The organism is Pseudomonas sp. LBUM1660, from assembly GCF_059695935.1.
Genome location: NZ_CP166796.1, coordinates 230,593 through 249,257, shown reverse-complemented (window position 1 = coordinate 249,257; position 18,665 = coordinate 230,593). Strand labels below are relative to the sequence as shown.

The 18,665-nt window shown below is 52.7% G+C and carries 16 protein-coding genes and 5 pseudogenes; 6 read left to right on the top strand and 15 right to left on the bottom strand.

Translation table 11 applies throughout. The features are described 5' to 3' along the window. Positions 1 to 110: 110 nt before the first annotated feature. The 8 genes and pseudogenes from ACA068_RS30855 to ACA068_RS30820 form a co-directional block, all read right to left on the bottom strand. Positions 111 to 422, bottom strand: coding sequence for a hypothetical protein (locus tag ACA068_RS30855; protein WP_497310735.1), 312 nt, complete (start codon positions 420 to 422; stop codon positions 111 to 113). After that, positions 419 to 1,773: pseudogene (gene tnpC, locus ACA068_RS30850) on the bottom strand (IS66 family transposase); the annotation flags it as partial. The pseudogene tnpC and the gene ACA068_RS30855, both read right to left, overlap by 4 nt. Positions 1,774 to 1,821: 48 nt before the next feature. Then, positions 1,822 to 2,052 (bottom strand): annotated as a pseudogene (gene tnpB / locus ACA068_RS30845) (IS66 family insertion sequence element accessory protein TnpB); the annotation flags it as partial. Positions 2,053 to 2,310: 258 nt separating this feature from the next. After that, positions 2,311 to 2,934 carry a methyltransferase gene (locus ACA068_RS30840; RefSeq protein ID WP_497310734.1) on the bottom strand — a complete coding sequence of 208 codons (624 nt, stop codon included), beginning with the start codon at positions 2,932 to 2,934 and terminating at the stop codon, positions 2,311 to 2,313. A gap of 59 nt (positions 2,935 to 2,993) precedes the next feature. Next, positions 2,994 to 3,158, bottom strand: a pseudogene (locus ACA068_RS30835) (methyltransferase family protein); the annotation flags it as partial. 274 nt (positions 3,159 to 3,432) lie between these two features. Next, entirely contained in the window at positions 3,433 to 4,815 is a 1,383-nt protein-coding gene (locus tag ACA068_RS30830) for a pyridoxal phosphate-dependent decarboxylase family protein (protein WP_497310733.1), read from the bottom strand. Then, the gene (locus ACA068_RS30825) at positions 4,805 to 5,524 is read right to left on the bottom strand and encodes a hypothetical protein (RefSeq protein ID WP_497310732.1); all 720 of its coding nucleotides are present in this window, start codon (positions 5,522 to 5,524) and stop codon (positions 4,805 to 4,807) included. The genes ACA068_RS30830 and ACA068_RS30825 overlap by 11 nt, the downstream gene beginning before the upstream one ends. A gap of 315 nt (positions 5,525 to 5,839) precedes the next feature. Further along, on the bottom strand, positions 5,840 to 6,247 hold the full coding sequence (locus ACA068_RS30820) for a methyltransferase (protein WP_497310731.1): 408 nt from the start codon (positions 6,245 to 6,247) through the stop codon (positions 5,840 to 5,842). Between the two features lie 1,150 nt (positions 6,248 to 7,397). On the opposite strand from ACA068_RS30820, the gene ltrA reads away from it, so the two are divergent. Continuing rightward, entirely contained in the window at positions 7,398 to 8,882 is a 1,485-nt protein-coding gene (gene ltrA / locus ACA068_RS30815; protein WP_497310730.1) for a group II intron reverse transcriptase/maturase, read from the top strand. A 728-nt stretch (positions 8,883 to 9,610) separates the two neighbouring features. On the opposite strand, the gene ACA068_RS30810 is transcribed toward ltrA, so the two are convergent. The 5 genes from ACA068_RS30810 to ACA068_RS30790 form a co-directional block, all read right to left on the bottom strand. Then, complete coding sequence (locus ACA068_RS30810) at positions 9,611 to 9,967, bottom strand: hypothetical protein (RefSeq protein WP_497310729.1); 357 nt, start codon at positions 9,965 to 9,967, stop codon at positions 9,611 to 9,613. Positions 9,968 to 10,194: 227 nt separating this feature from the next. Next, positions 10,195 to 10,536 carry a type II toxin-antitoxin system HicB family antitoxin gene (locus tag ACA068_RS30805; protein ID WP_497310864.1) on the bottom strand — a complete coding sequence of 114 codons (342 nt, stop codon included), beginning with the start codon at positions 10,534 to 10,536 and terminating at the stop codon, positions 10,195 to 10,197. Positions 10,537 to 10,589: 53 nt separating this feature from the next. Then, positions 10,590 to 10,820 (bottom strand): hypothetical protein, encoded by a 231-nt coding sequence (locus ACA068_RS30800; protein ID WP_497310728.1) that lies wholly within the window; start codon positions 10,818 to 10,820, stop codon positions 10,590 to 10,592. Positions 10,821 to 10,931: 111 nt separating this feature from the next. Then, positions 10,932 to 11,174 (bottom strand): hypothetical protein, encoded by a 243-nt coding sequence (locus tag ACA068_RS30795; RefSeq protein WP_497310727.1) that lies wholly within the window; start codon positions 11,172 to 11,174, stop codon positions 10,932 to 10,934. A gap of 152 nt (positions 11,175 to 11,326) precedes the next feature. Next, positions 11,327 to 11,965, bottom strand: coding sequence for an SMI1/KNR4 family protein (locus ACA068_RS30790; RefSeq protein ID WP_497310726.1), 639 nt, complete (start codon positions 11,963 to 11,965; stop codon positions 11,327 to 11,329). A gap of 410 nt (positions 11,966 to 12,375) precedes the next feature. Between ACA068_RS30790 and ACA068_RS30785 the strand changes: the two genes are divergently transcribed. From ACA068_RS30785 to ACA068_RS30770, 4 genes and pseudogenes are all read left to right on the top strand, one after another. After that, a protein-coding gene (locus tag ACA068_RS30785; RefSeq protein WP_497310725.1) for an IS91 family transposase occupies positions 12,376 to 13,577 on the top strand; the annotation gives its coding sequence in 2 pieces (ribosomal slippage) (positions 12,376 to 13,138 and positions 13,138 to 13,577; 1,203 coding nt in all). Between the two features lie 688 nt (positions 13,578 to 14,265). After that, on the top strand, positions 14,266 to 14,529 hold the full coding sequence (locus tag ACA068_RS30780) for a CopG family ribbon-helix-helix protein (RefSeq protein WP_497310724.1): 264 nt from the start codon (positions 14,266 to 14,268) through the stop codon (positions 14,527 to 14,529). Beyond that, positions 14,492 to 14,782 carry a type II toxin-antitoxin system RelE/ParE family toxin gene (locus ACA068_RS30775; RefSeq protein WP_140896269.1) on the top strand — a complete coding sequence of 97 codons (291 nt, stop codon included), beginning with the start codon at positions 14,492 to 14,494 and terminating at the stop codon, positions 14,780 to 14,782. Before ACA068_RS30780 ends, ACA068_RS30775 begins: the two co-directional genes overlap by 38 nt. 104 nt (positions 14,783 to 14,886) lie before the next feature. After that, positions 14,887 to 15,279 (top strand): annotated as a pseudogene (locus ACA068_RS30770) (transposase domain-containing protein); the annotation flags it as partial. A gap of 217 nt (positions 15,280 to 15,496) precedes the next feature. Here the strand turns inward: ACA068_RS30770 and ACA068_RS30765 are convergent. Together ACA068_RS30765 and ACA068_RS30760 are read right to left on the bottom strand one after the other, a co-directional pair. Beyond that, positions 15,497 to 16,069 (bottom strand): annotated as a pseudogene (locus tag ACA068_RS30765) (transposase); the annotation flags it as partial. 51 nt (positions 16,070 to 16,120) lie between these two features. After that, on the bottom strand, positions 16,121 to 17,317 hold the full coding sequence (locus tag ACA068_RS30760; protein WP_497303600.1) for an IS256 family transposase: 1,197 nt from the start codon (positions 17,315 to 17,317) through the stop codon (positions 16,121 to 16,123). Between the two features lie 124 nt (positions 17,318 to 17,441). Between ACA068_RS30760 and ACA068_RS30755 the strand changes: the two genes are divergently transcribed. Further along, positions 17,442 to 18,608 (top strand): IS256 family transposase, encoded by a 1,167-nt coding sequence (locus ACA068_RS30755; protein WP_497310863.1) that lies wholly within the window; start codon positions 17,442 to 17,444, stop codon positions 18,606 to 18,608. Positions 18,609 to 18,665: the final 57 nt, after the last annotated feature.

Genomic DNA, 18,665 nt, shown 5'->3' with positions numbered 1-18,665 from the left:
CCATACAAAGATAGATTCAGAAACGTCCTACATTAAATCGATGTAAGCGCACCATAAACTCCACCTGTTCAAAAAGGTGAGGCGCTCAACATGCGATATTCTTTTATTTCTTATGCTTGATATCCACCATCGCCCCCGCCCGTACGATCTTTGATCGGCGAGAGCAGGTGCGGCGAAATATTCCAACGCTGTCCATTATCGGTGACCACGGTGACGCTCTTGCGGTTGAACTTCATAATGGTCCCAGACAGGCGCCCATTGTTGGGGGAGTCGAAGCTTACCCGCGCACCTGAATGGAACTGCATCATCGATTTGTGCGCTTCCAGCGACTCCAGCATCTTCAGCATCTTCAGCCGTTCAATGATGTGGTGATTCAACGCCACCAATTCATCCGCACTCAGATGATCAATATTGATACTCATAATGTCTCCACATTCCACGGCAGCAGTGCTTCAAAGTCCTCTACCGACACGCCCTGCGGCAACCGCTCCAGTACGTGGAGCAGCCACGTATAGGGCTCTTGACCATTAGCCTTCGCGGTTTCGACCAAGCTGTAAATCTGCGCGCTGGCCGTCGCACCTTTGGGGTATCGCTGAATAACCAGCTCTTTCTTCCAATAACAAACGGCTTTATTGCGCGCTCGGCCTTATTGTTGTCTATGGGTAAAAAACCGGTTTCCACATAACGCTCCAACCGACTCCAGTTATTGACCAAGTAGTTGACTGCTTTACCCAAGGCGTTTTGCGGGGTGACGTGTTGCTGGGTTTTTTCCAGCCGATTTTTCAACTGGGCGAGCACTGGCAAGCTCTTTTCCTGACGCCCGACAAACCGCTGTTCATCGTTGGCGTCCTTGAAGTCGCGCTCGATGCCATACAGCTTGTTGATCATCGCCAACGCAACGTCCGCACGGCCCACTTTTCCCTTGGGCTGCACTTTCTGCGCATCGACAAACTTACGTCGTACATGGGCCATACAGGCCAAACGTTCAATGCCCGGTTGCAACGCTAAAGCGTTATAGCCCCCGTAATCATCGGTCATCAGATAGCCGCGATAATCACCCAGCAGGCGCAACGGCACCTCCTGCGCTCGGCTGGTGGTGTAGTCAAAAAGGATGACGGGGCGCTCAGGTGGCCCACTGGCTTGAACCCACATCCAGGATTGGCTGGTCGGGTCGCGATCCGGCTCTTTCAATACCTGCACCCAGGTTTCATCGCAGTGAATCACTGGGCTTTCCAGCAATCGGTCACGCATCAGATTAAGCAGCGGTTGGAAGCGCTCACAACACTGGATCACCCAGCGCGCTAACGTTTGACGCGGGATATCGACGCCGTGACGCCCGAGAACTTTCTCGAAACGATACAGCGGTAAACCGTCGACGTATTTGGTCGTTAGCAGCATCGCCAAGACGCTGGGGCTTGCCATGCTTTTTTCAATCAGTTGGGCTGGTTTGTCGGCAGTGATCGGCGCTGTTTCACAGCCTCGGCAGCCGTAGACCTTGCGGATATGTTTGATCACGCGGATCTGCATCGGCACGATCTCCAGCTGTTCGCTGGTTTCTTCGCCGATGGAATGTTTGCGGCAGCCGCAGGCACAGGTCAGTTCGTGCTCAGGGAGTTCGTGGACAACCTCGATGCGCGGCAGCTCGGCAGGCAGCGGCTTGCGTTTACGACGGAGCTTGGTCGGGGCGACGACTTCTTCAGCTTCTTCATCAGCCTTGTCAGCGATGGGCACAGCGATACTTTCGGCTTCATTAAACAGCACAAGCTGCGGGGTTTCCTGAACCGTCAGCACAATGACCTCCTCGGTCATATCGGGCGAGGTTTTGAAACGCTCGGCCTCCAGGCGTTTGAGCCAAAGACAGAAGCCGTTGCGCTCCCAATACAGCACCTTGATCCGATTACGGTTCTTGTTGAGAAAAACGAAAAGCACGGGGTCGAACACCGCGACTTTGATATCCAACTCAACCAGAGCGGTGAGGCCGTTGATGGGTTTTCGAAAGTCCACGGGCTTGGGGTAGAGGTACACTTTTTCGACTTTGCCGTCGGGACGCATTATGGCGGCTGGCTCCTGAAAGAAATCGGGAGTACAGCATCAGTCATTAGATTTCGGCTTGGAATGTGGGCTTTATGGCGCGCTTACCTTCATGCCAGCTCTTCAGAGAGTTCTTCGTCGGGTAGCCCAACTGACGAATAGTTGCCCCGGTGTGCTTCCCCAGTTTGATGTAGAGCTTGACTGCTCGGATGCGGTCTTCGTATGAATACATGAACTACCTCCAGGTAGTCCAAGATTTCTACCGCACCCCCAGTAACATCAACATGTCAAGATCCTGTGCCTTGGAAATGTGCACCGCTCCGATGTCCGGAACAACCGTCTAAATAAGGAGAAGCTTACTTTTTGGTGACATTGATTGCCGGCAGTTTTTAGTATAGCCACACAATTAACGTCGTCCCAGTCATGAATTATATATTTCAATATATACGTATCTGCACCATCAGGGATGAACTCAAAGAAATTTCCGGACCTTATTTCACAACGATCATCCAGGCCAAGGGTTAAAATATTCTCGCGCGCGTCGGATACAACCTGACATTGATCAAACAGTATTCCTCGCACATGCTTGTATTTTTCAAGAATTTCCAGCAAAAGTGCGCCGTGCCCTCCGCCAATATCGACCAGCGTTTCTAGGCCTGAAAAGTCGTATGCATCTGCAATCGCATGGGCCTCTCTTCCTGACAGGCTAGTCATTGCCCTGTCGAAAATATCCGATGCTTCGCTATCGTGCCTGATGTATTCGAAAAACTTGTTCCATGCACTTTGTTCCATGCAGGCTCGCCCGTGCAAATCGAATGGACAATCTCTTGCAATGTGCCTTGATAAAAGGATGCGCCGCTGAATAATACCCAATCGCGCATGGAGCCCAGAGCTACGCTGCACAACGTTTCTCCCAGCGGGGTTAGTAAAAACTTCCTCTCGGGCTGTTCAGTCAAAATACCTGCGTTTGCCAGCGCCCGCATTAGGCGATATATGGATTCTGGATGCGCCTTAACCATGTGAGCAATACCGTTGCAATCGCAAATTGACTCCTTTGTAAGATCTGGAATCCTAAGCTTAACCGCTGCATAAATTGCGCGAGCATTTATGAGCGACACGTATGTCATGTCAAGGATTTTGGCATATGGAGAAAGGTTTTCTTTTGATGCCGAGTTTGAAATACCACATTTATTCATTTTACTGTACCAGTACAGTATATTATCCAGACACTCAGGAAATTGTAAAAATAAAATACAATAAGTAAGCGTAATCGATATGATATCAAGCACCTTGTGCAATCTGTTCGAATAATTTCTTACCTCCCTTTCGCAAAGCACGGCAGTAGAAGAGGTACGAAAATTCAAGATTCATACGTGAAGATACTCATATTCTGCACAAGTATTATACTACGGGATAATTATTAGCCAATTCATCGTCCTCAAAGTATTCTTGGTGGGCAATGCAAAGGGCTTCATAGAGCGAATGTACCGTTACTAGATGCTCTTTTTTCATTAGCGTAAGTCTGATGCAGGTCGCTTGCCCAAAGTTCGTTCTGCCAAATTGCTTAAGATCAACTTGCGCAAGTGCCATATAAAATCCGAGCTCCTTGGCCTTGTTATATATGTAATTGGATGCATTCGTTATTTCTTGAACGTTTTCTGCAACAGGGTAGAACACAACAATATCCAGGTCTGGATTTTCAATAAGAACCTCAAATTTTTTTGTGTCTGACTGAAGAAGAACCGTTATTTTAGTTGCAGCCGCATTACAGTCTGATAGCAACTTGTAAAAGTCACCGCCAGAGGTAAATGGGTAGCATTGCATGGTTGCCCATAACGCAGCAGCAGCAGCGCCTGATCGAGAACACTCCAATGTATTCTTCCCTATACTAACACCGCTTTTATCAAAGTATGTATATGGCGACTCATGATCATAAACAGCAGCGGATGGAGACTTGTTTTCGCAGTTAATCAACAAGGATCCGCAGCCAAACGCCTGCAAACCGTGCTTGTGAGGATCTATAACTATAGAATCAGCTATTGGTAACGCCGACAATGCATCGCAGACACTTTTTGAAAGAAGGTTCCTTACAATATAGAAATATCCTCCGTAGGCGGCATCAACATGAACTCTAAAACCAAATATGTTTTTAAGCTCAACAATCTCATGTAGTGGATCTACTGCCCCGCAGAGGGTTGTCCCAATTGTTGGTATTACAACCAGTTTTTGCGGCAGATCGAAACTTTTCAACACGTCCCCAAGTGCCGTAGCATCCATTCTTCCCAATGCGTCAGTAGGAATCGAGATATAGTTCATTCCCAATATATTTGCGATCCTTTTGTGGGAGAAATGGGCGCAATCGCTTGCGATGACTGCGGTGGTCCCTAGCTCCCTGGAGTGCCAAACAGCTTCAAGATTTGCTATTGTTCCACCCGATGTAAGATGTCCTTGGAAATTTGTCCATCCAAATAGTCCTCCCATTTCCCTGATGCACTCAACCTCCATATTGGTTGTCGCTCTGCCGCCATCGTAGCTATGATTATTGGGATTTATTTGCATTGCCAAAAAATGAGCAATGCGGGCGGCCTCGCAAACATACCCGGTCATATGTCCAAGATAGTTTGGATGAAAGTAAGGATCGTTATCAGACAGCCTCTTGGTCAGCTCGGCAATTACGACATTAAGGTTAGGGGTTTCCTGATTAAACTCTGGAAGATAGCTGAAATTGCTTTTTAGCGACTCTATTGATTTTGCAAGCACGTCTATCGCACTCTCAGACAACATACTTTATCCCTTTTTTTAGTTCGAAAATTGCATGAGAAATAGACTGAAACACGAAAAGCACCGACGGCATTCCAGATGGCGAAATCTCGTGCTCCATAACCTCATGAAAATCGTATGAAATCACCATGATTTCATTTTTTTTGAATCTTTCCGCCAATACTGCAGAAGTAATGAGGCCGCTACCAAATATTTTGTTCCCATCTACTTCCTGTATTACACCAAACTCCAATATGTAGAACCACAGTATTATAAGTCGTTCTTTTTGCTCCTTTGTCGCCCTCATCCAATCGTTTGCAAATGAGATAACGGCGGAGCAAATTTCGTCGTTATACAAATAAGGAATATGGCCAATCATGTCATGACAGAAATCTGGTTTTTGAGCCTGAAGCACCTCCGATTTAGCTCTCATGTTGCTATAGGTTGGAAATTTACCCAAACTTAGAATATAGAACCATTTATCTAAGGTTGTTGGAGGTGTCAGGCTTAACTCCATACCACCGCAGTACGATATTTTTTCAAGGTCCGCCAATGATGGAATTTTTTCGCAAATCGAAAATATTTCGACCCCCTGATGCCACTCTTTACATATAAAATTCTTATATATTGAAATAGACTGCCACACAGATCTCCATGTCTCTCTATCTTCTGGACTTTGCTCTGAAAGAATGAATTTGTTGTGATCATACCGCTCAGCCAATTGCAAAGACATGCTACGTCCACCATCACCAATGTTTAATTATTTAATCTAGTTGTGTAGCTCAAATATATCCACAGACACACCATCACCCGTTGCTTCACTTGCCACTAGTTTTGCGGTCAAGACTGCCTCGTGCACTCGTTGCAAAAGCAGCTCTCTGCATCCAATTTCTTTGCTGTTCGGGAGGTATATTCTCCCGTTTTTCTCAAGGTATTTAGGCGCCTCTGAAAGAAAGTTCTTCAGAAGGCTGTAGTCAGGGTCAACAAGATTTTTGAAGTAAGGATCGGTATCGTTTGCATTGAGTTCGAAGTTGTAAGGGTGGTGCCACTAGATTATGCCGAATTTATGTTTTTTCGGCACATCATGAAAAATGTCTGACTTGATTGTCGTTACTGAAACAGTATTCGCCTTTGCATTTATTTCGGTTGCATGGATGGCGTCCTGGTTGATGTCGGTAGCATATACTGGATAACATCCAGATTTGGCTGCCAGTATCGCATACAGCCCGCAGCCGCACCCGAGATCAAGAAATGACTTGCCTGGTTTTATCGGAATATGCGTAATCATCCGGTCTGTTGCGCATGAGAATATTACAGTATTAAATACTGTTTTTGGTATAAATAACTCTAGGCCGAAAATACTAAATCTTTCATCTGTGCTGATCTTCGCTTTTGCAATGAGCTCTTTTTCTAATTGTTTTACTTCTTCGCGATCCTTGAATGGACTGGCCTGCATGACGTCAATTCTTGTATAAAGAGTTAAAGTTGTAAGGTGTGTGTTACGAATGTTATCCGGATTCCCATATGATGTATCCGATGATCCTATACGTTCAGTTGTTTCAAGATGTTCCGTACAGAGCCTGGACGCAAAAACTTTCAGTCCATGTAGATATAAATCTAGAACGATTTTAAGAAACTTGGTCGGCGAAATATAAGGATATAAGAGCATGGCGTGGCATTGTGCCGACTCACCGACTCACCGACTCACCGAATTATCATTGATGATTTTCAAAATGCATGAGCTTTCCAACAGAATAAAGCATATGGGGGCTATCATTTGTTGTAATCTGTATAACGATTTTTATCGTTGGGCAGAGTAGTCGCAACATAGACTGGGTGGCAAGCTGAGGAAGTGCTACAGAATATTTCTTTATTTGTGCGGTCAGACTGGAATTTTATGTATATGTAAGCTTCATAAGCACAACTCATCCGAGGAGGCGCCATAGTGTGCTGTCTCAGAAAAAACGTTTTCTTTGGGGTTCGGGGAGCAATGGAACAGTGCGACCTGAGGTCGTCTGAATTTCTGTTTTACTGGAGAGTTTTTCTCTTGATGAAACCGGTTGTTCCATCAACCGTTTCCTACCTGGACATGCGGGGCCGGTAACAGCCCGGTGTGAAGCTCCGGGGACAATGTACCCGCCGATTTTCGGTACGCCTATCCGTGAGGGGAAGCGGAATCTACCAGCACAACGGTGGTGAGGGGCTAGGAACGAGCGGCTACGACCAACACATGTGAACCTCTGTTAAACGTCGTCATGCTCAACAAGCCAAATGTGCTGACAGGCTTGAACCAAAACGGTACGCGGCCAGGTATGACCCCTTTATTCCTGGGGCATCATGGACAGTAGGCCGCCGGCGAACAGGAGGGGTCCGCCCCGCTCAGAAATTCAGGCGGAACAGGGTAAGCCCGTAGTGCCGCCGGAAACGGCAGGCGAACCGCAAGGAACGCTGTGGGTGCTGCGGGTAAAGGAATGCGGAAAAAGCGAAGGCCCGCCTGTAATGGGCGGGATACGGGCTGAAACATTGCTCGACTCGAAAGTGGGCAGACTTCCGTAGGGTCATTCATGGCGAGAGAACTTGATTAATCGTTACTCGAAGGAAAGCAGATGACGGTTATTGGTAGCGCTGGGAAAACAGATGCGATCGGTACTGGTGCGCCTTCGCACGCTGAAAGGATGTGGCTTCAGGCTAACTGGGGCCTCATCAAAGAAGACGTGAAACGACTCCAGGCGCGTATCGCTAAGGCAACAATGGAAGGCCGGTGGGGCAAGGTGAAAGCCCTGCAACACCTGCTGACCCGCTCGCACAGCGGCAAGATGTTAGCTGTCAAACGAGTGACAGAAAATCGTGGCAAGAGAACGCCGGGCGTCGATGGCAAAATCTGGGCGATCCCGGCGGCCAAGTGGAGCGGGATGGAGTCAATGCGGCATCGCAGCTACCGTGCGTTGCCGCTGCGACGTATCTACATCCCCAAGAGCAATGGCCAGAAGCGTCCGCTGGGAATTCCCCGCATGCTCTGCAGATCAATGCAGGCACTGTGGAAGCTGGCTCTGGAACCTGTTTCAGAAAGCTTGGCGGATCCAAACTCGTATGGGTTTCGGCCCAACCGCTCGACCGCCGACGCCATCGAATATTGTTTCATCACGCTGGCCAAACGTAGGTCGCCAGTGTGGGTACTTGAGGGTGATATCCGTGGCTGTTTCGATAACTTTAGCCACGAATGGATGCTCAAGAATATACCGATGGATAAGACGATCCTGCGGCGATGGCTTCAGGCTGGGTTTATCGATGAAGGAACTCTGTTTGCGACACAGGCCGGTACCCCGCAGGGGGGAATCATTTCGCCGGTGATCGCAAACATGGCGTTAGACGGACTGGAAGCGGCAGTGCATGCCAGCGTGGGACCGACGAAACGCGCGCGCGAAAGGTCCAAGATTAACGTCGTCAGATATGCGGATGATTTTGTTGTGACTGGAATCTCGAAAGAAATTCTAGAGCACAGCGTCCTCCCGGCGGTCAGGCAGTTCATGGCCATCCGGGGACTGGAACTCTCGGAAGAGAAAACCAAGATCACCCACATTGCTGAGGGTTTTGATTTCCTTGGGCAGAACGTACGCAAGTACCAAGGTAAGCTGCTCATCAAACCGGCCAACAAGAGCGTGAAGGCGCTGCTGGGCAAGGTTAGGGAAATCGTAAAGAACAACAAGAGTGCCACACAGGCGAATCTGATCCTACAGCTCAACCCGATCATTCGCGGTTGGGCGATGTATCACCGCCATGTGGTATCCAAGTCTCTATTCTCATCGATAGATGCTCAAATTTGGCGTCTCTTATGGACATGGGCCCTGCGCCGGCATCCCAATAAAGGCGCAGGCTGGGTAAGACAGAGATACTTCCACACAGTGAGGTACCAAAACTGGGTATTTGCTGCGCAAACCAAAGTCGGAGGTATTGTCCAACGATGGTGGCTTTTTCGCGCGTCGACGATTCCAATCGTTCGGCATGTCAAAATACGTGGCTTGGCTAATCCCTTTGACCCTGCGTGGTCGTCTTACTTTGCCCGACGTCGAGCCGCGATGGACGTTGATTAATTGCCCGGTACCAGACGACGGTGCTGTTGAACGGCTTGAGCCGGATGAGGGGCGACTCTCATGTCCGGTTCTTAGGGGACGGCGGCGCAGTAATGCGCTGCTGTTACCCGACGCAAACCGACTTAAGGCCGATGGTCGCCGGCTTCGCGCTGAACCCTATGCCGAGAACTTGGGGGGGGCCACGAGCGGCAGCGGGGCCTTACCGGCCGTACGCATGGTTCCAAAGCGGTCGCTGGATTCAGCCATGTCGCTGTCGCGCTGCTACGCTCGTACGGAGCGCCATCCGGCGATGCGTGGTTGGTGAGGGAACCAGTACCTCAATGCATCTGGGTTGATGCCCTCTTTGCCTTTCCAGAAATCAACTGGGTAGCCCCAATCAGAGCTACGGGACTTGCGCGGGTTGAGGTGATCGACGTACCGGTAAATAAAACCTTGGTGCTCCGGGGTATGCAAAATCCCGCAATAGCCCATCGTGTCAAGGAGATAGCGGGCTTGTTCCAAAGACATTCGAAGTCCGGGCAATTTGCGAATCTTTTTGTGTAGCGTCGACGGCGTCTCATCCGGACTACTGGCGTCAATCAGACTCAATATTTCGCAGAACCTGTCGGCGCCCGTGCCGCCTGGCGGCGTGATCTCACCAAGGCGGTGCTGCTGTAGGTTGAAGGCTAGAGCGCTAGGGTCGCGCGCGATGATGCATCCAGCCTCCCATCGACATAGGTTCAGGAACGTCAGATTGACGTTTGCAACCTCAGCAACGGCACATATGGAGCAATGCAACGGATGACCATTGCAGGATAACCGTGAGACGGGAAATGCGTCATCACCGCGCAGGCGGACAACGCGGCGCGGAGATGGGGCTGATTCAACTCCAGCCCAAGGAGAAACGCGGTGGCAACTGACTGCCGATCGCATCGAGCAAATTCGTCCAATGCCCACTGCACGATGGCATCATGGCTTATCCGCGACGGATCGAACATAAGCCCAGCGGCTTTGGCATAGGCGAAATCATCCGCCGTGGTTTCTTGGGGCGCAAGCAGGTTGTAGTTTAGAAGAATCTTGACGGCCTTCGAGTTGGGTACTTTCATGATTTTCTCGGGATGTTCGGTCGTTCGATGTCGCGTAAGACCTCGCAGCCGGACGACCGAACCTGACTCAACAAGGTACTAAGCGTTCGGTCCAGCCTGGTCGAAGACCCATCAGAGGAACTCTCGTCTTTGTCTCAAGTTGACCTAATCTGATGATGGCCGCCGATTTGCCGCTTCCATCATTCCGAGTCGTTTCGGTTCCGTTCAAGGAAGAATGCGTGTTTCTCTCAGGTCGCCACAAGAGGATGCACTGCAAGAGCTCGAAATTGGTCAGCCGTGAGGTCCGGGATTTCCACCACCCACGACAGCGCCCAAGAAAGCAGTCCTTTGTCGGGGTCAAGCGCGACGAGTTCTAAGTACTGGTCAAAGTCCTTCGCCGGGATCGGATTGAAATTAAACCTGTCAAACGAGCCGGCCGGAATCGGACGGCGCTGCTCGACGTACAACGACAGCGCCGATTCCAGTCCGTTCAGGGCATCGGCAAAGGCTTCGCCCAGGGTGTCGCCGGCGGCGTTCATTTCCGGAATGTCCGGGCACGACAACCACACGCCGATGGACTCGGGGTGCAGCTCTAGCGGGTATTGATATATGGCGCCTCACCTCTTGGGGGTACAGCCAAGCCTCAAGCCTTGAGGCCCAACTGTTTGATGATGGTTTTGCGCAACCCTTCGTGCATTTCCTTGCTGCCCTGGTCCGCAAAGACGGTTGTTTTGCCATTGAACCAGAAAACGCCGTCATGGTGTCCGACGAGCATGCGGTTCAATCCTGGGAGAAATACTTCGATGTCCCCGCCGCGCATGTGGCCATCTTCTAGAGCACTAAAAACAAGCTTCTTCAAATCATCACTTGTCATTTGGACCATGCGCCTGATTTCACTCTTGTTGTGACCCCGAACACGCGCAACAACCAGTAAATCCCCAGAAGCAACGGTTTCCAGTGCCTTCGTGACCTGTGCTAGAGATAGTTACTTGGAATTTTCCTCCCAAATGCGAAGCTTCTGCGAACAGAAGCGCGTGGCAACGTCCAGCAGTTCGAGGACCCGATCCTCAAGGTAGGCCACAGATTGCTCTTCTCTGAGCATCTCAAGAACACGTCTGGCGCAGTCGCTAGTTCCACCGCGCTCTTTGAACTGCTGAAGCAATGCCAGCAAGTGTGGAAGATCGTCATGCGCAAGCCTTGCCCGCAGATTCTGTTCTAGTACCTTCATCGCGCGCCCCCCCACAAAATCAGATCGTTGTTGATGATTGATTGCGTCCCGCGGCGTGCTTCAAAGCGGTCTTTCCCAAAAGTCGGATCATGGCCGATCCGCGAAAGTCAGAGGAGCCGCTATGTGATCGCGATTCGCCATTGCAGCAAGGACTAGCCTGCCAACGGTTCCCCATCCATGTCCCAGATATAGGGCGTCTCGACGAAGTGCGGTCCAAACGCTGCCGTCACGCGCTCATTGAGTTCGCGTTGGCCAATCAGTGAGTTCTCAACATACTCTCGTCCGCGCGAGCTGGATCGAATTTGGGCGACCTTACGGGAAGCGACGGAGTACACGACTTCCGCCCACTCTTGTGCACCGTGCTCCCGAAGTACCGCAGCCCATCGGTTCAGATTCTTCCTTGTTGCGGGCTCGTCATCCCACATTGAATTCCCGTACTCCAAAGAGATGCGATACAGCCAGCCGAGAAGGGAAGGCGCAAACCATTCTCCTTCATAGTCGTCGCGTGGGCAGAAGGCGATTGCGGGCTCACCAAGCTTTGAGATGCATTGCGTCTGCCATGCCCACAGATCGCGACGACCGCTGAATGCAAACGCGACCAGTCCAGGCTTTGGGTTGCCCCAAAATCCGCCGAGATCTTGCATTTTCTCCGTCGGCAACCACTCGGCCTCGTGCACATAAAGGCAGGTGTCGCCCGGGTACGTTAAATACCCGCGCTCCACAAACGACCGGTACGTGCTCGGGAGCGTGAAGCTGTACTGCTGCTCGATCTGTGAGAGTTCGTTCATCATATTGAAGTCCAACGTTAAGTGATGCCATCCCTTCGATCGACCCTCGTTTGGTCGATAAAGAGGGCTTGCCGGCAACCCACCGCTCGCCAACGTCGGGTTGGGTGCAAACGAACGTCTGCGGTGGCCGGAAGTTCCATTGCCTATTGCCACTCTGGGGATACGAACGACGTCTCGGCGTCCCCCATCTCGACGACTTGCGTTCCGCTCAACAAGACGCGAACTGTGCAGCTTTCGGCAGCAAATCGGACAGTGTCATGCCAGTACTGTATTGTTTACTTAATTTAGCCACGCAATATATAGGGCCCGGCATACACGGTCTGTAGGGAAATTCTGAAGTTGTTTGCCTTCGGTCGATTACGTGGCGGGCTCTGCTAGCCTGAGTCGCTCCATTGCCACTTTTACCCACTGCCATGTCCACCCCTTCCGGCTTCCAGCCTCGTCCGCTGAAATACCTCTTCACCGCCAATCAGTGCTGGCCGGTCCTGCTCGACGCTAGAGGCCTGCGCGACATCGAAGTCGAAGCGGTCACCAAAATGCTCGCCTGCAGCACCTCGATCCTCGGCGTCAGACAGTACCGCTGCAGCCACGAAAATTGTCCGCACCAGAAATGCCTGTGCAACACCTGCCACAGCCGTGCCTGTCCCTGCTGCGGCCAAAAGGCCACCGATCAGTGGATCACCACCCAAAATCACCGCCTGCCCGACTGTGCCTGGCAACACCTGGTGTTCACCCAGCCCGATACGCTGTGGCCACTGTTTTTCTACAACCGCCACCTGCTCGAAGCCGTGTGCCGCCTGGCCGTCGACAACCTGCTGTATGCCGCGCGGCAGCGCTGGGTAATCATTGGCATTTTCTGTGCGATCCACACGTACGGCCGCCGGCTCAACTGGCATCCGCACGTGCATGTCTCGGTAACCTGCCGTGGCCTCGACAAAGACGGTGTCTGGAGGGATCTGGCGTATCACAAAGCGGCCATCCGCCGCCGTTGGATGTGGAATCTGCGTCAGTTTCTGATCAGTCAGTGGGATCAGCTGCAGATGCCACCGCAATTGCAGTGGATCGACAGCGAAAGCACCTTTAAACACTTTGTGCGGCAGGCCGGCGGTTCACACTGGCACATTTACGTATCGAAAAAGACCCACAACGGCCGCAAAATGGTGGAATACCTCGGCGCCACCTGAAAAAACCACCGATCTCCGGCAGCCGCCTGGCGCATTACTCGGCCATTCCGACAGTGAGTTTTACCTACTTGGATCACCGTACGAAGACCTTTCAGCGCGAAACCGTGAGCCAGTCAGAGATGCTGCGCCGGGTTATCCAGCACATTCCGGAAAAGCACTTCCGGATGATTCGCTATTTTGGTTTTCTGGCCAACCGTGTCTGCGGCCGGCAGCTGCCGCGGGTCTATGAGGCCCTGCAGATGGTCACACCCGAAAAAGCGCCGAAGCTGTATTTCGCGCAGATGAGCAAAGCGTTTCTCAACCGCAATCCGTTCAGCTGCGTGCTGTGTGGAAGCAAATTGGTCTACACCCGTGCCCTGTCAGGCCTGGGCATCGCCCAGCTGGTGTGCAAAGCACGCGACATCGGGCTGTTGAGGTATGTCTCGCAGTGATGCAGGGAAGGTGCGTCCGCGATTCGCAAAAGGCGGCAATTCAGCCGCTTATCGGCAAAAACGTCACCTCACTTATGCCCTGAAGGCAACCACTGCACTGCCTTCATGGCGAAGACAGGTAACGCCGCCTTGATGTATAGGGAGGGTTACAGCTTTGAGTTTCCTATACATCAAGAAGAGTGGCCACATCGGGCCAGTCCTGGTACCCGGCAATCGTCGTATTCACAGGCGAATCTGGAGCTATGTACGGCCCTTGTATTGGCTCAGCAAAAACAGGAACAGCGGCTACCACCACGAGCAGGGTCAGAGAAAACGAAAGACAGTTTTTTTCATCAGTAACACCATAAAATGCCAGCCCTTGGGCGGTCAGTGTAAAAGATCACTCAATGTGAAACGCGACCGAATGCGTCATCTAGGGGACAGATCTTACTAGGCGCCGTATTGTTCGTAGGCTTATATTGCCGTCAGTGCCAAATGGCTGATTGCGACCTCGAGTCGTATTCGGTCTGTGACATTTCTACTTAGCCCGATGAGCGACATTTCTACCTAGCCTTGACACAGCAGCGGCGGCCTCCCCTCTTCATCGGATGATGGGTATTCGCCATTGACGAGGCCGTCATTTATGATTATCGTGTTGACATAGTTATTATCGTAAACAACGTATACAAATTTGCTGGGAGCATTTACCATGGCCTCGCCTGTCCTGTCTTTTCGTGTGGAGCCCGAACTGGTTACCCAGCTCGATCAGCTCGCTGAAGCAACCGACCGGGATCGTCAGTACCATCTCAAGCGTGCACTGGCACGTTATGTAGAATCTGAGTCCTGGCATTTTCGCGCTGTAGCCGAGGGGATCGCCGATGCAGAGGCAGGTAATCTAATCGACTTGGATGCCGTGAAGGCTAAGTGGGTGGCCCGTGCCGAAAATCGCATTAACCAGCAAGGCGGACAGTGATCTTGAAGGGATCTACGAGCATTACGCACCGCGCCTAGGCGCGGAAAAAGCCGAGGCCGTGGTATTCCAGGTGCTCGAGGCCCTGTATCGGCTGGAGAGCTTTCCCCAGCTAGGGAAAGCCTCGGACATCCCTGATTGCCGGGAACTGATTATTGCGAAGTTCCCCTACCGAGCTGTTTACACCTTGAAAGGGGCCACCGTATTGGTCTTCCGGATTCTCCATCAGCACGCCGAACGCCCAGAAGACTGGTAAGCCAAAAAGCCCGTAAGCCATACGTAATGCTGTTCACTTAAGCATTTGAGTCAAGTCGGGCTTATCCGAAAATCCGATGCCAGACCTCTGGCATCGGATTTTTTATGTCTGTTCAACAGGACCTGCTCGACCTCGGCGACCTTTTCAACTTCTGCGACCTGAGCACTTTCACCCAAAACATTCCCATTGAATGGGTAGCGACTGCGCTGGATCTGTCGAGTCAGGCAACCATTCGCCGACGTCGCCTGCCCGCTGACCAAGTGCTTTGGCTGGTGCTCGGCATGGCGTTGTTTCGTGACGAGCCGGTTCACGAGGTGGCCAGACGCTTGAACATCTGCGCCCAAGGCCTGGCCTCTGATCACTTGTTGGCCCGCAGTGGTGTAACCGAGGCGCGAAAGCGGCTCGGTGCCGATCCTGTTGAGTGGCTATTCCGCAAAGCCGGAACCCAATGGGGCGCGGAGCGCTACGACGATGATGCCTGGCATGACCTGCAGGTAACTCTGCCCTCTCACAGGCGCTTCGAGCGCGTGGTGGTGATAAGAGCCCGATCAGCGAATTCCATCAGGGACAGAGGCAGAGCCTCATTCAAAGTCCGGATGTATGGCTGCAATCTCAACCCCGTCTGTGTTGTCACGAATTGAAAGCTCGGCAAACGGGGGGCGTCCATGTATGTGAGAGGACGGCGGTTGTGAAATCGCCTCCTACTCGATTTCTTCACGGATTACCGGGAAAGACGCTCTTGATCTTCATGAAAAAGAACTCGCTATCCCGGTAACCGTACGCCATTCGCTTGATGACCTTTATTCGATTGTTTATTCCTTCCAACTGACCAGTGTGCATTGGCCAGCGCACCCGGCTCACGATACCCCGCCAGTAACCCTTTAACCGTTTGGCAAACTGGATCAGAGCTGGTATTTCGCTTTCATGAGCATGGCGCAGCCATTGCTTCCAGTCCGATCTCCAGGCCCAGGCAGCACGCGGTGTCCAAAGCGTTTTGAGCTCAGCCTTCATCAAATAAACCGTCATCAACGATTGGTTGGCGGCTAACAAATCCTGCAAGTGAACCTGTTGTTCCGGCGTTTTCAGATTCTGCGGATTGCGCAGCAACAGCCATCGCGCTTGCTTGATGACCTTGCGAGCCGGCTTGTCGTGACGCAACCGATTAGCTTCGTCGACGCGGACCCGATCAATGACCTCCCGGCCATATTTGGCCACCACATGAAACAGGTCGTAGACCACTCGCGCTTTCGGACAATGCTGACGAACCTCCAGGTCAAACGCGATCGTGTCCCTGGACGTGGTGTAACTCCCGTGTTCTTGGCTGTTGAGTTTGATGCCTCAGTTAATTATGGCTGATAGTTTAGCCGTGGGGTTGTCACTCACCGCCTGGAAGCCTTCCAGCTGCATGTAGCGCTTCTGCAGGCTCCATTCGTCGTTCTGCTCCAGTAGCATGGCGCCGACCAGGCGCACGATGGCGGCGTCGTTGGGGAAGATGCCCACCACGTCGGTTCGCCGCTTGACCTCGGCGTTTAAGCGTTCCAGTGGATTGGTGCTGTGGATCTGTTGCCGGTGGGCCTTGGGAAATGTCATGTGCGCCAGGACTTCGTCCTCGCTGGCATCCATCAGCTGGCTGATTTTCGGGTACTTTTCGCGTAATTGATCCGCCACGACACGCCATTGCCGGCGTGATTCGGCCTCATTGTCCTGGGCAAAGACCGTGCGCAGCAGGGCCGCCACCATGGTGCGCTGGCCTTTGCCCACATGGGCCATGGCATTGCGCATGAAATGGACCCGGCAACGTTGCCAGGTCGCGTTGAGTACCTTAAAGATCGCGGCCTTCAGGCCTTCATGAGCGTCGGAGATCACCAGCTTTACGCCCCGCAGTCCTCGCCGCATCAGGCTGCGCAAAAAATCCGTCCAGAACGGTTCAGCCTCCGAGGGGCCTACGCGCATGCCCAGCACTTCACGACCTCCGTCAGTGTTGACGGCCACGGCGATTATGACGGCGACCGAGACGATCCGTCCGGCCTCCCGCACTTTGACGTACGTCGCATCGATCCACAGATAAGGCCAATCTCCTTCGATGGGGCGATCCAGGAAGGCGTGCACACGCTCATCGATTTCGCCCGCGAGTCGTGAAACCTGGCTTTTGGAAATCCCGGTCATGCCCATGGCCTTGACCAACTCGTCGACCGATCGCGTTGAGACGCCTTGGATGTAGGCCTCCTGAATGACCGCGGCCAAGGCCTTTTCAGCGGTGCGGCGCGGCTCCAGGAAGCCAGGGAAGTAGCTGCCACTGCGCAGCTTGGGGATGCGCAGATCCACGTCACCGGTGCGCGTCTGCCACAAACGGTCCCGATAGCCGTTGCGGCTGTTGGTGCGCTCCATGCTCTTGATGTCGTAGCCGGCGCCGCACAGGCCTTCAACATCGAGTTCCATCATGCGCTGGGCGACAAATTGAATCATTTGCCTGAGCAAATCGACGTCAGCCCCTTTCTCCAGCAGCTCGTTCAGTGAGACAGTAGGTTTGGTCATCGTGGTTCTCCCGGTTCAGGTTAGGTCTTTGCAAACTCAACCTTAGCCAAGAACCACGGTGACCCACTTCTTTCGCCGCAAGGCGCCTTCAGCTGGTTTCAGTTACACCACTTCCAGGGACACGATCCTGGAGAAAGGGGCTGACGTCGATTTGCTCAGGCAAATGATTCAATTTGTCGCCCAGCGCATGATGGAACTCGATGTTGAAGGCCTGTGCGGCGCCGGCTACGACATCAAGAGCATGGAGCGCACCAACAGCCGCAACGGCTATCGGGACCGTTTGTGGCAGACGCGCACCGGTGACGTGGATCTGCGCATCCCCAAGCTGCGCAGTGGCAGCTACTTCCCTGGCTTCCTGGAGCCGCGCCGCACCGCTGAAAAGGCCTTGGCCGCGGTCATTCAGGAGGCCTACATCCAAGGCGTCTCAACGCGATCGGTCGACGAGTTGGTCAAGGCCATGGGCATGACCGGGATTTCCAAAAGCCAGGTTTCACGACTCGCGGGCGAAATCGATGAGCGTGTGCACGCCTTCCTGGATCGCCCCATCGAAGGAGATTGGCCTTATCTGTGGATCGATGCGACGTACGTCAAAGTGCGGGAGGCCGGACGGATCGTCTCGGTCGCCGTCATAATCGCCGTGGCCGTCAACACTGACGGAGGTCGTGAAGTGCTGGGCATGCGCGTAGGCCCCTCGGAGGCTGAACCGTTCTGGACGGATTTTTTGCGCAGCCTGATGCGGCGAGGACTGCGGGGCGTAAAGCTGGTGATCTCCGACGCTCATGAAGGCCTGAAGGCCGCGATCTTTAAGGTACTCAACGCGACCTGGCAACGTTGCCGGGTCCATTTCATGCGCAATGCCATGGCCCATGTGGGCAAAGGCCAGCGCACCATGGTGGCGGCCCTGCTGCGCACGGTCTTTGCCCAGGACAATGAGGCCGAATCACGCCGGCAATGGCGTGTCGTGGCGGATCAATTACGCGAAAAGTACCCGAAAATCAGCCAGCTGATGGATGCCAGCGAGGACGAAGTCCTGGCGCACATGACATTTCCCAAGGCCCACCGGCAACAGATCCACAGCACCAATCCACTGGAACGCTTAAACGCCGAGGTCAAGCGGCGAACCGACGTGGTGGGCATCTTCCCCAACGACGCCGCCATCGTGCGCCTGGTCGGCGCCATGCTACTGGAGCAGAACGACGAATGGAGCCTGCAGAAGCGCTACATGCAGCTGGAAGGCTTCCAGGCGGTGAGTGACAACCCCACGGCTAAACTATCAGCCATAATTAACTGAGGCATCAAACTCAACAGCCAAGAACACGGGAGTTACACCACGTCCAGGGACACGATC

What these genes read in the sequence shown, in the direction of transcription:
- ACA068_RS30855 (WP_497310735.1), bottom strand. Translation starts at nt 422, where the DNA reads ATGAGTATCAATATTGATCATCTGAGTGCGGATGAATTGGTGGCGTTG.
- ACA068_RS30830 (WP_497310733.1), bottom strand. Translation starts at nt 4,815, where the DNA reads ATGTTGTCTGAGAGTGCGATAGACGTGCTTGCAAAATCAATAGAGTCG.
- ACA068_RS30825 (WP_497310732.1), bottom strand. Translation starts at nt 5,524, where the DNA reads ATGTCTTTGCAATTGGCTGAGCGGTATGATCACAACAAATTCATTCTT.
- ACA068_RS30820 (WP_497310731.1), bottom strand. Translation starts at nt 6,247, where the DNA reads ATGCAGGCCAGTCCATTCAAGGATCGCGAAGAAGTAAAACAATTAGAA.
- ltrA (WP_497310730.1), top strand. Translation starts at nt 7,398, where the DNA reads ATGACGGTTATTGGTAGCGCTGGGAAAACAGATGCGATCGGTACTGGT.
- ACA068_RS30810 (WP_497310729.1), bottom strand. Translation starts at nt 9,967, where the DNA reads ATGAAAGTACCCAACTCGAAGGCCGTCAAGATTCTTCTAAACTACAAC.
- ACA068_RS30800 (WP_497310728.1), bottom strand. Translation starts at nt 10,820, where the DNA reads ATGACAAGTGATGATTTGAAGAAGCTTGTTTTTAGTGCTCTAGAAGAT.
- ACA068_RS30795 (WP_497310727.1), bottom strand. Translation starts at nt 11,174, where the DNA reads ATGAAGGTACTAGAACAGAATCTGCGGGCAAGGCTTGCGCATGACGAT.
- ACA068_RS30790 (WP_497310726.1), bottom strand. Translation starts at nt 11,965, where the DNA reads ATGATGAACGAACTCTCACAGATCGAGCAGCAGTACAGCTTCACGCTC.
- ACA068_RS30780 (WP_497310724.1), top strand. Translation starts at nt 14,266, where the DNA reads ATGGCCTCGCCTGTCCTGTCTTTTCGTGTGGAGCCCGAACTGGTTACC.
- ACA068_RS30760 (WP_497303600.1), bottom strand. Translation starts at nt 17,317, where the DNA reads ATGACCAAACCTACTGTCTCACTGAACGAGCTGCTGGAGAAAGGGGCT.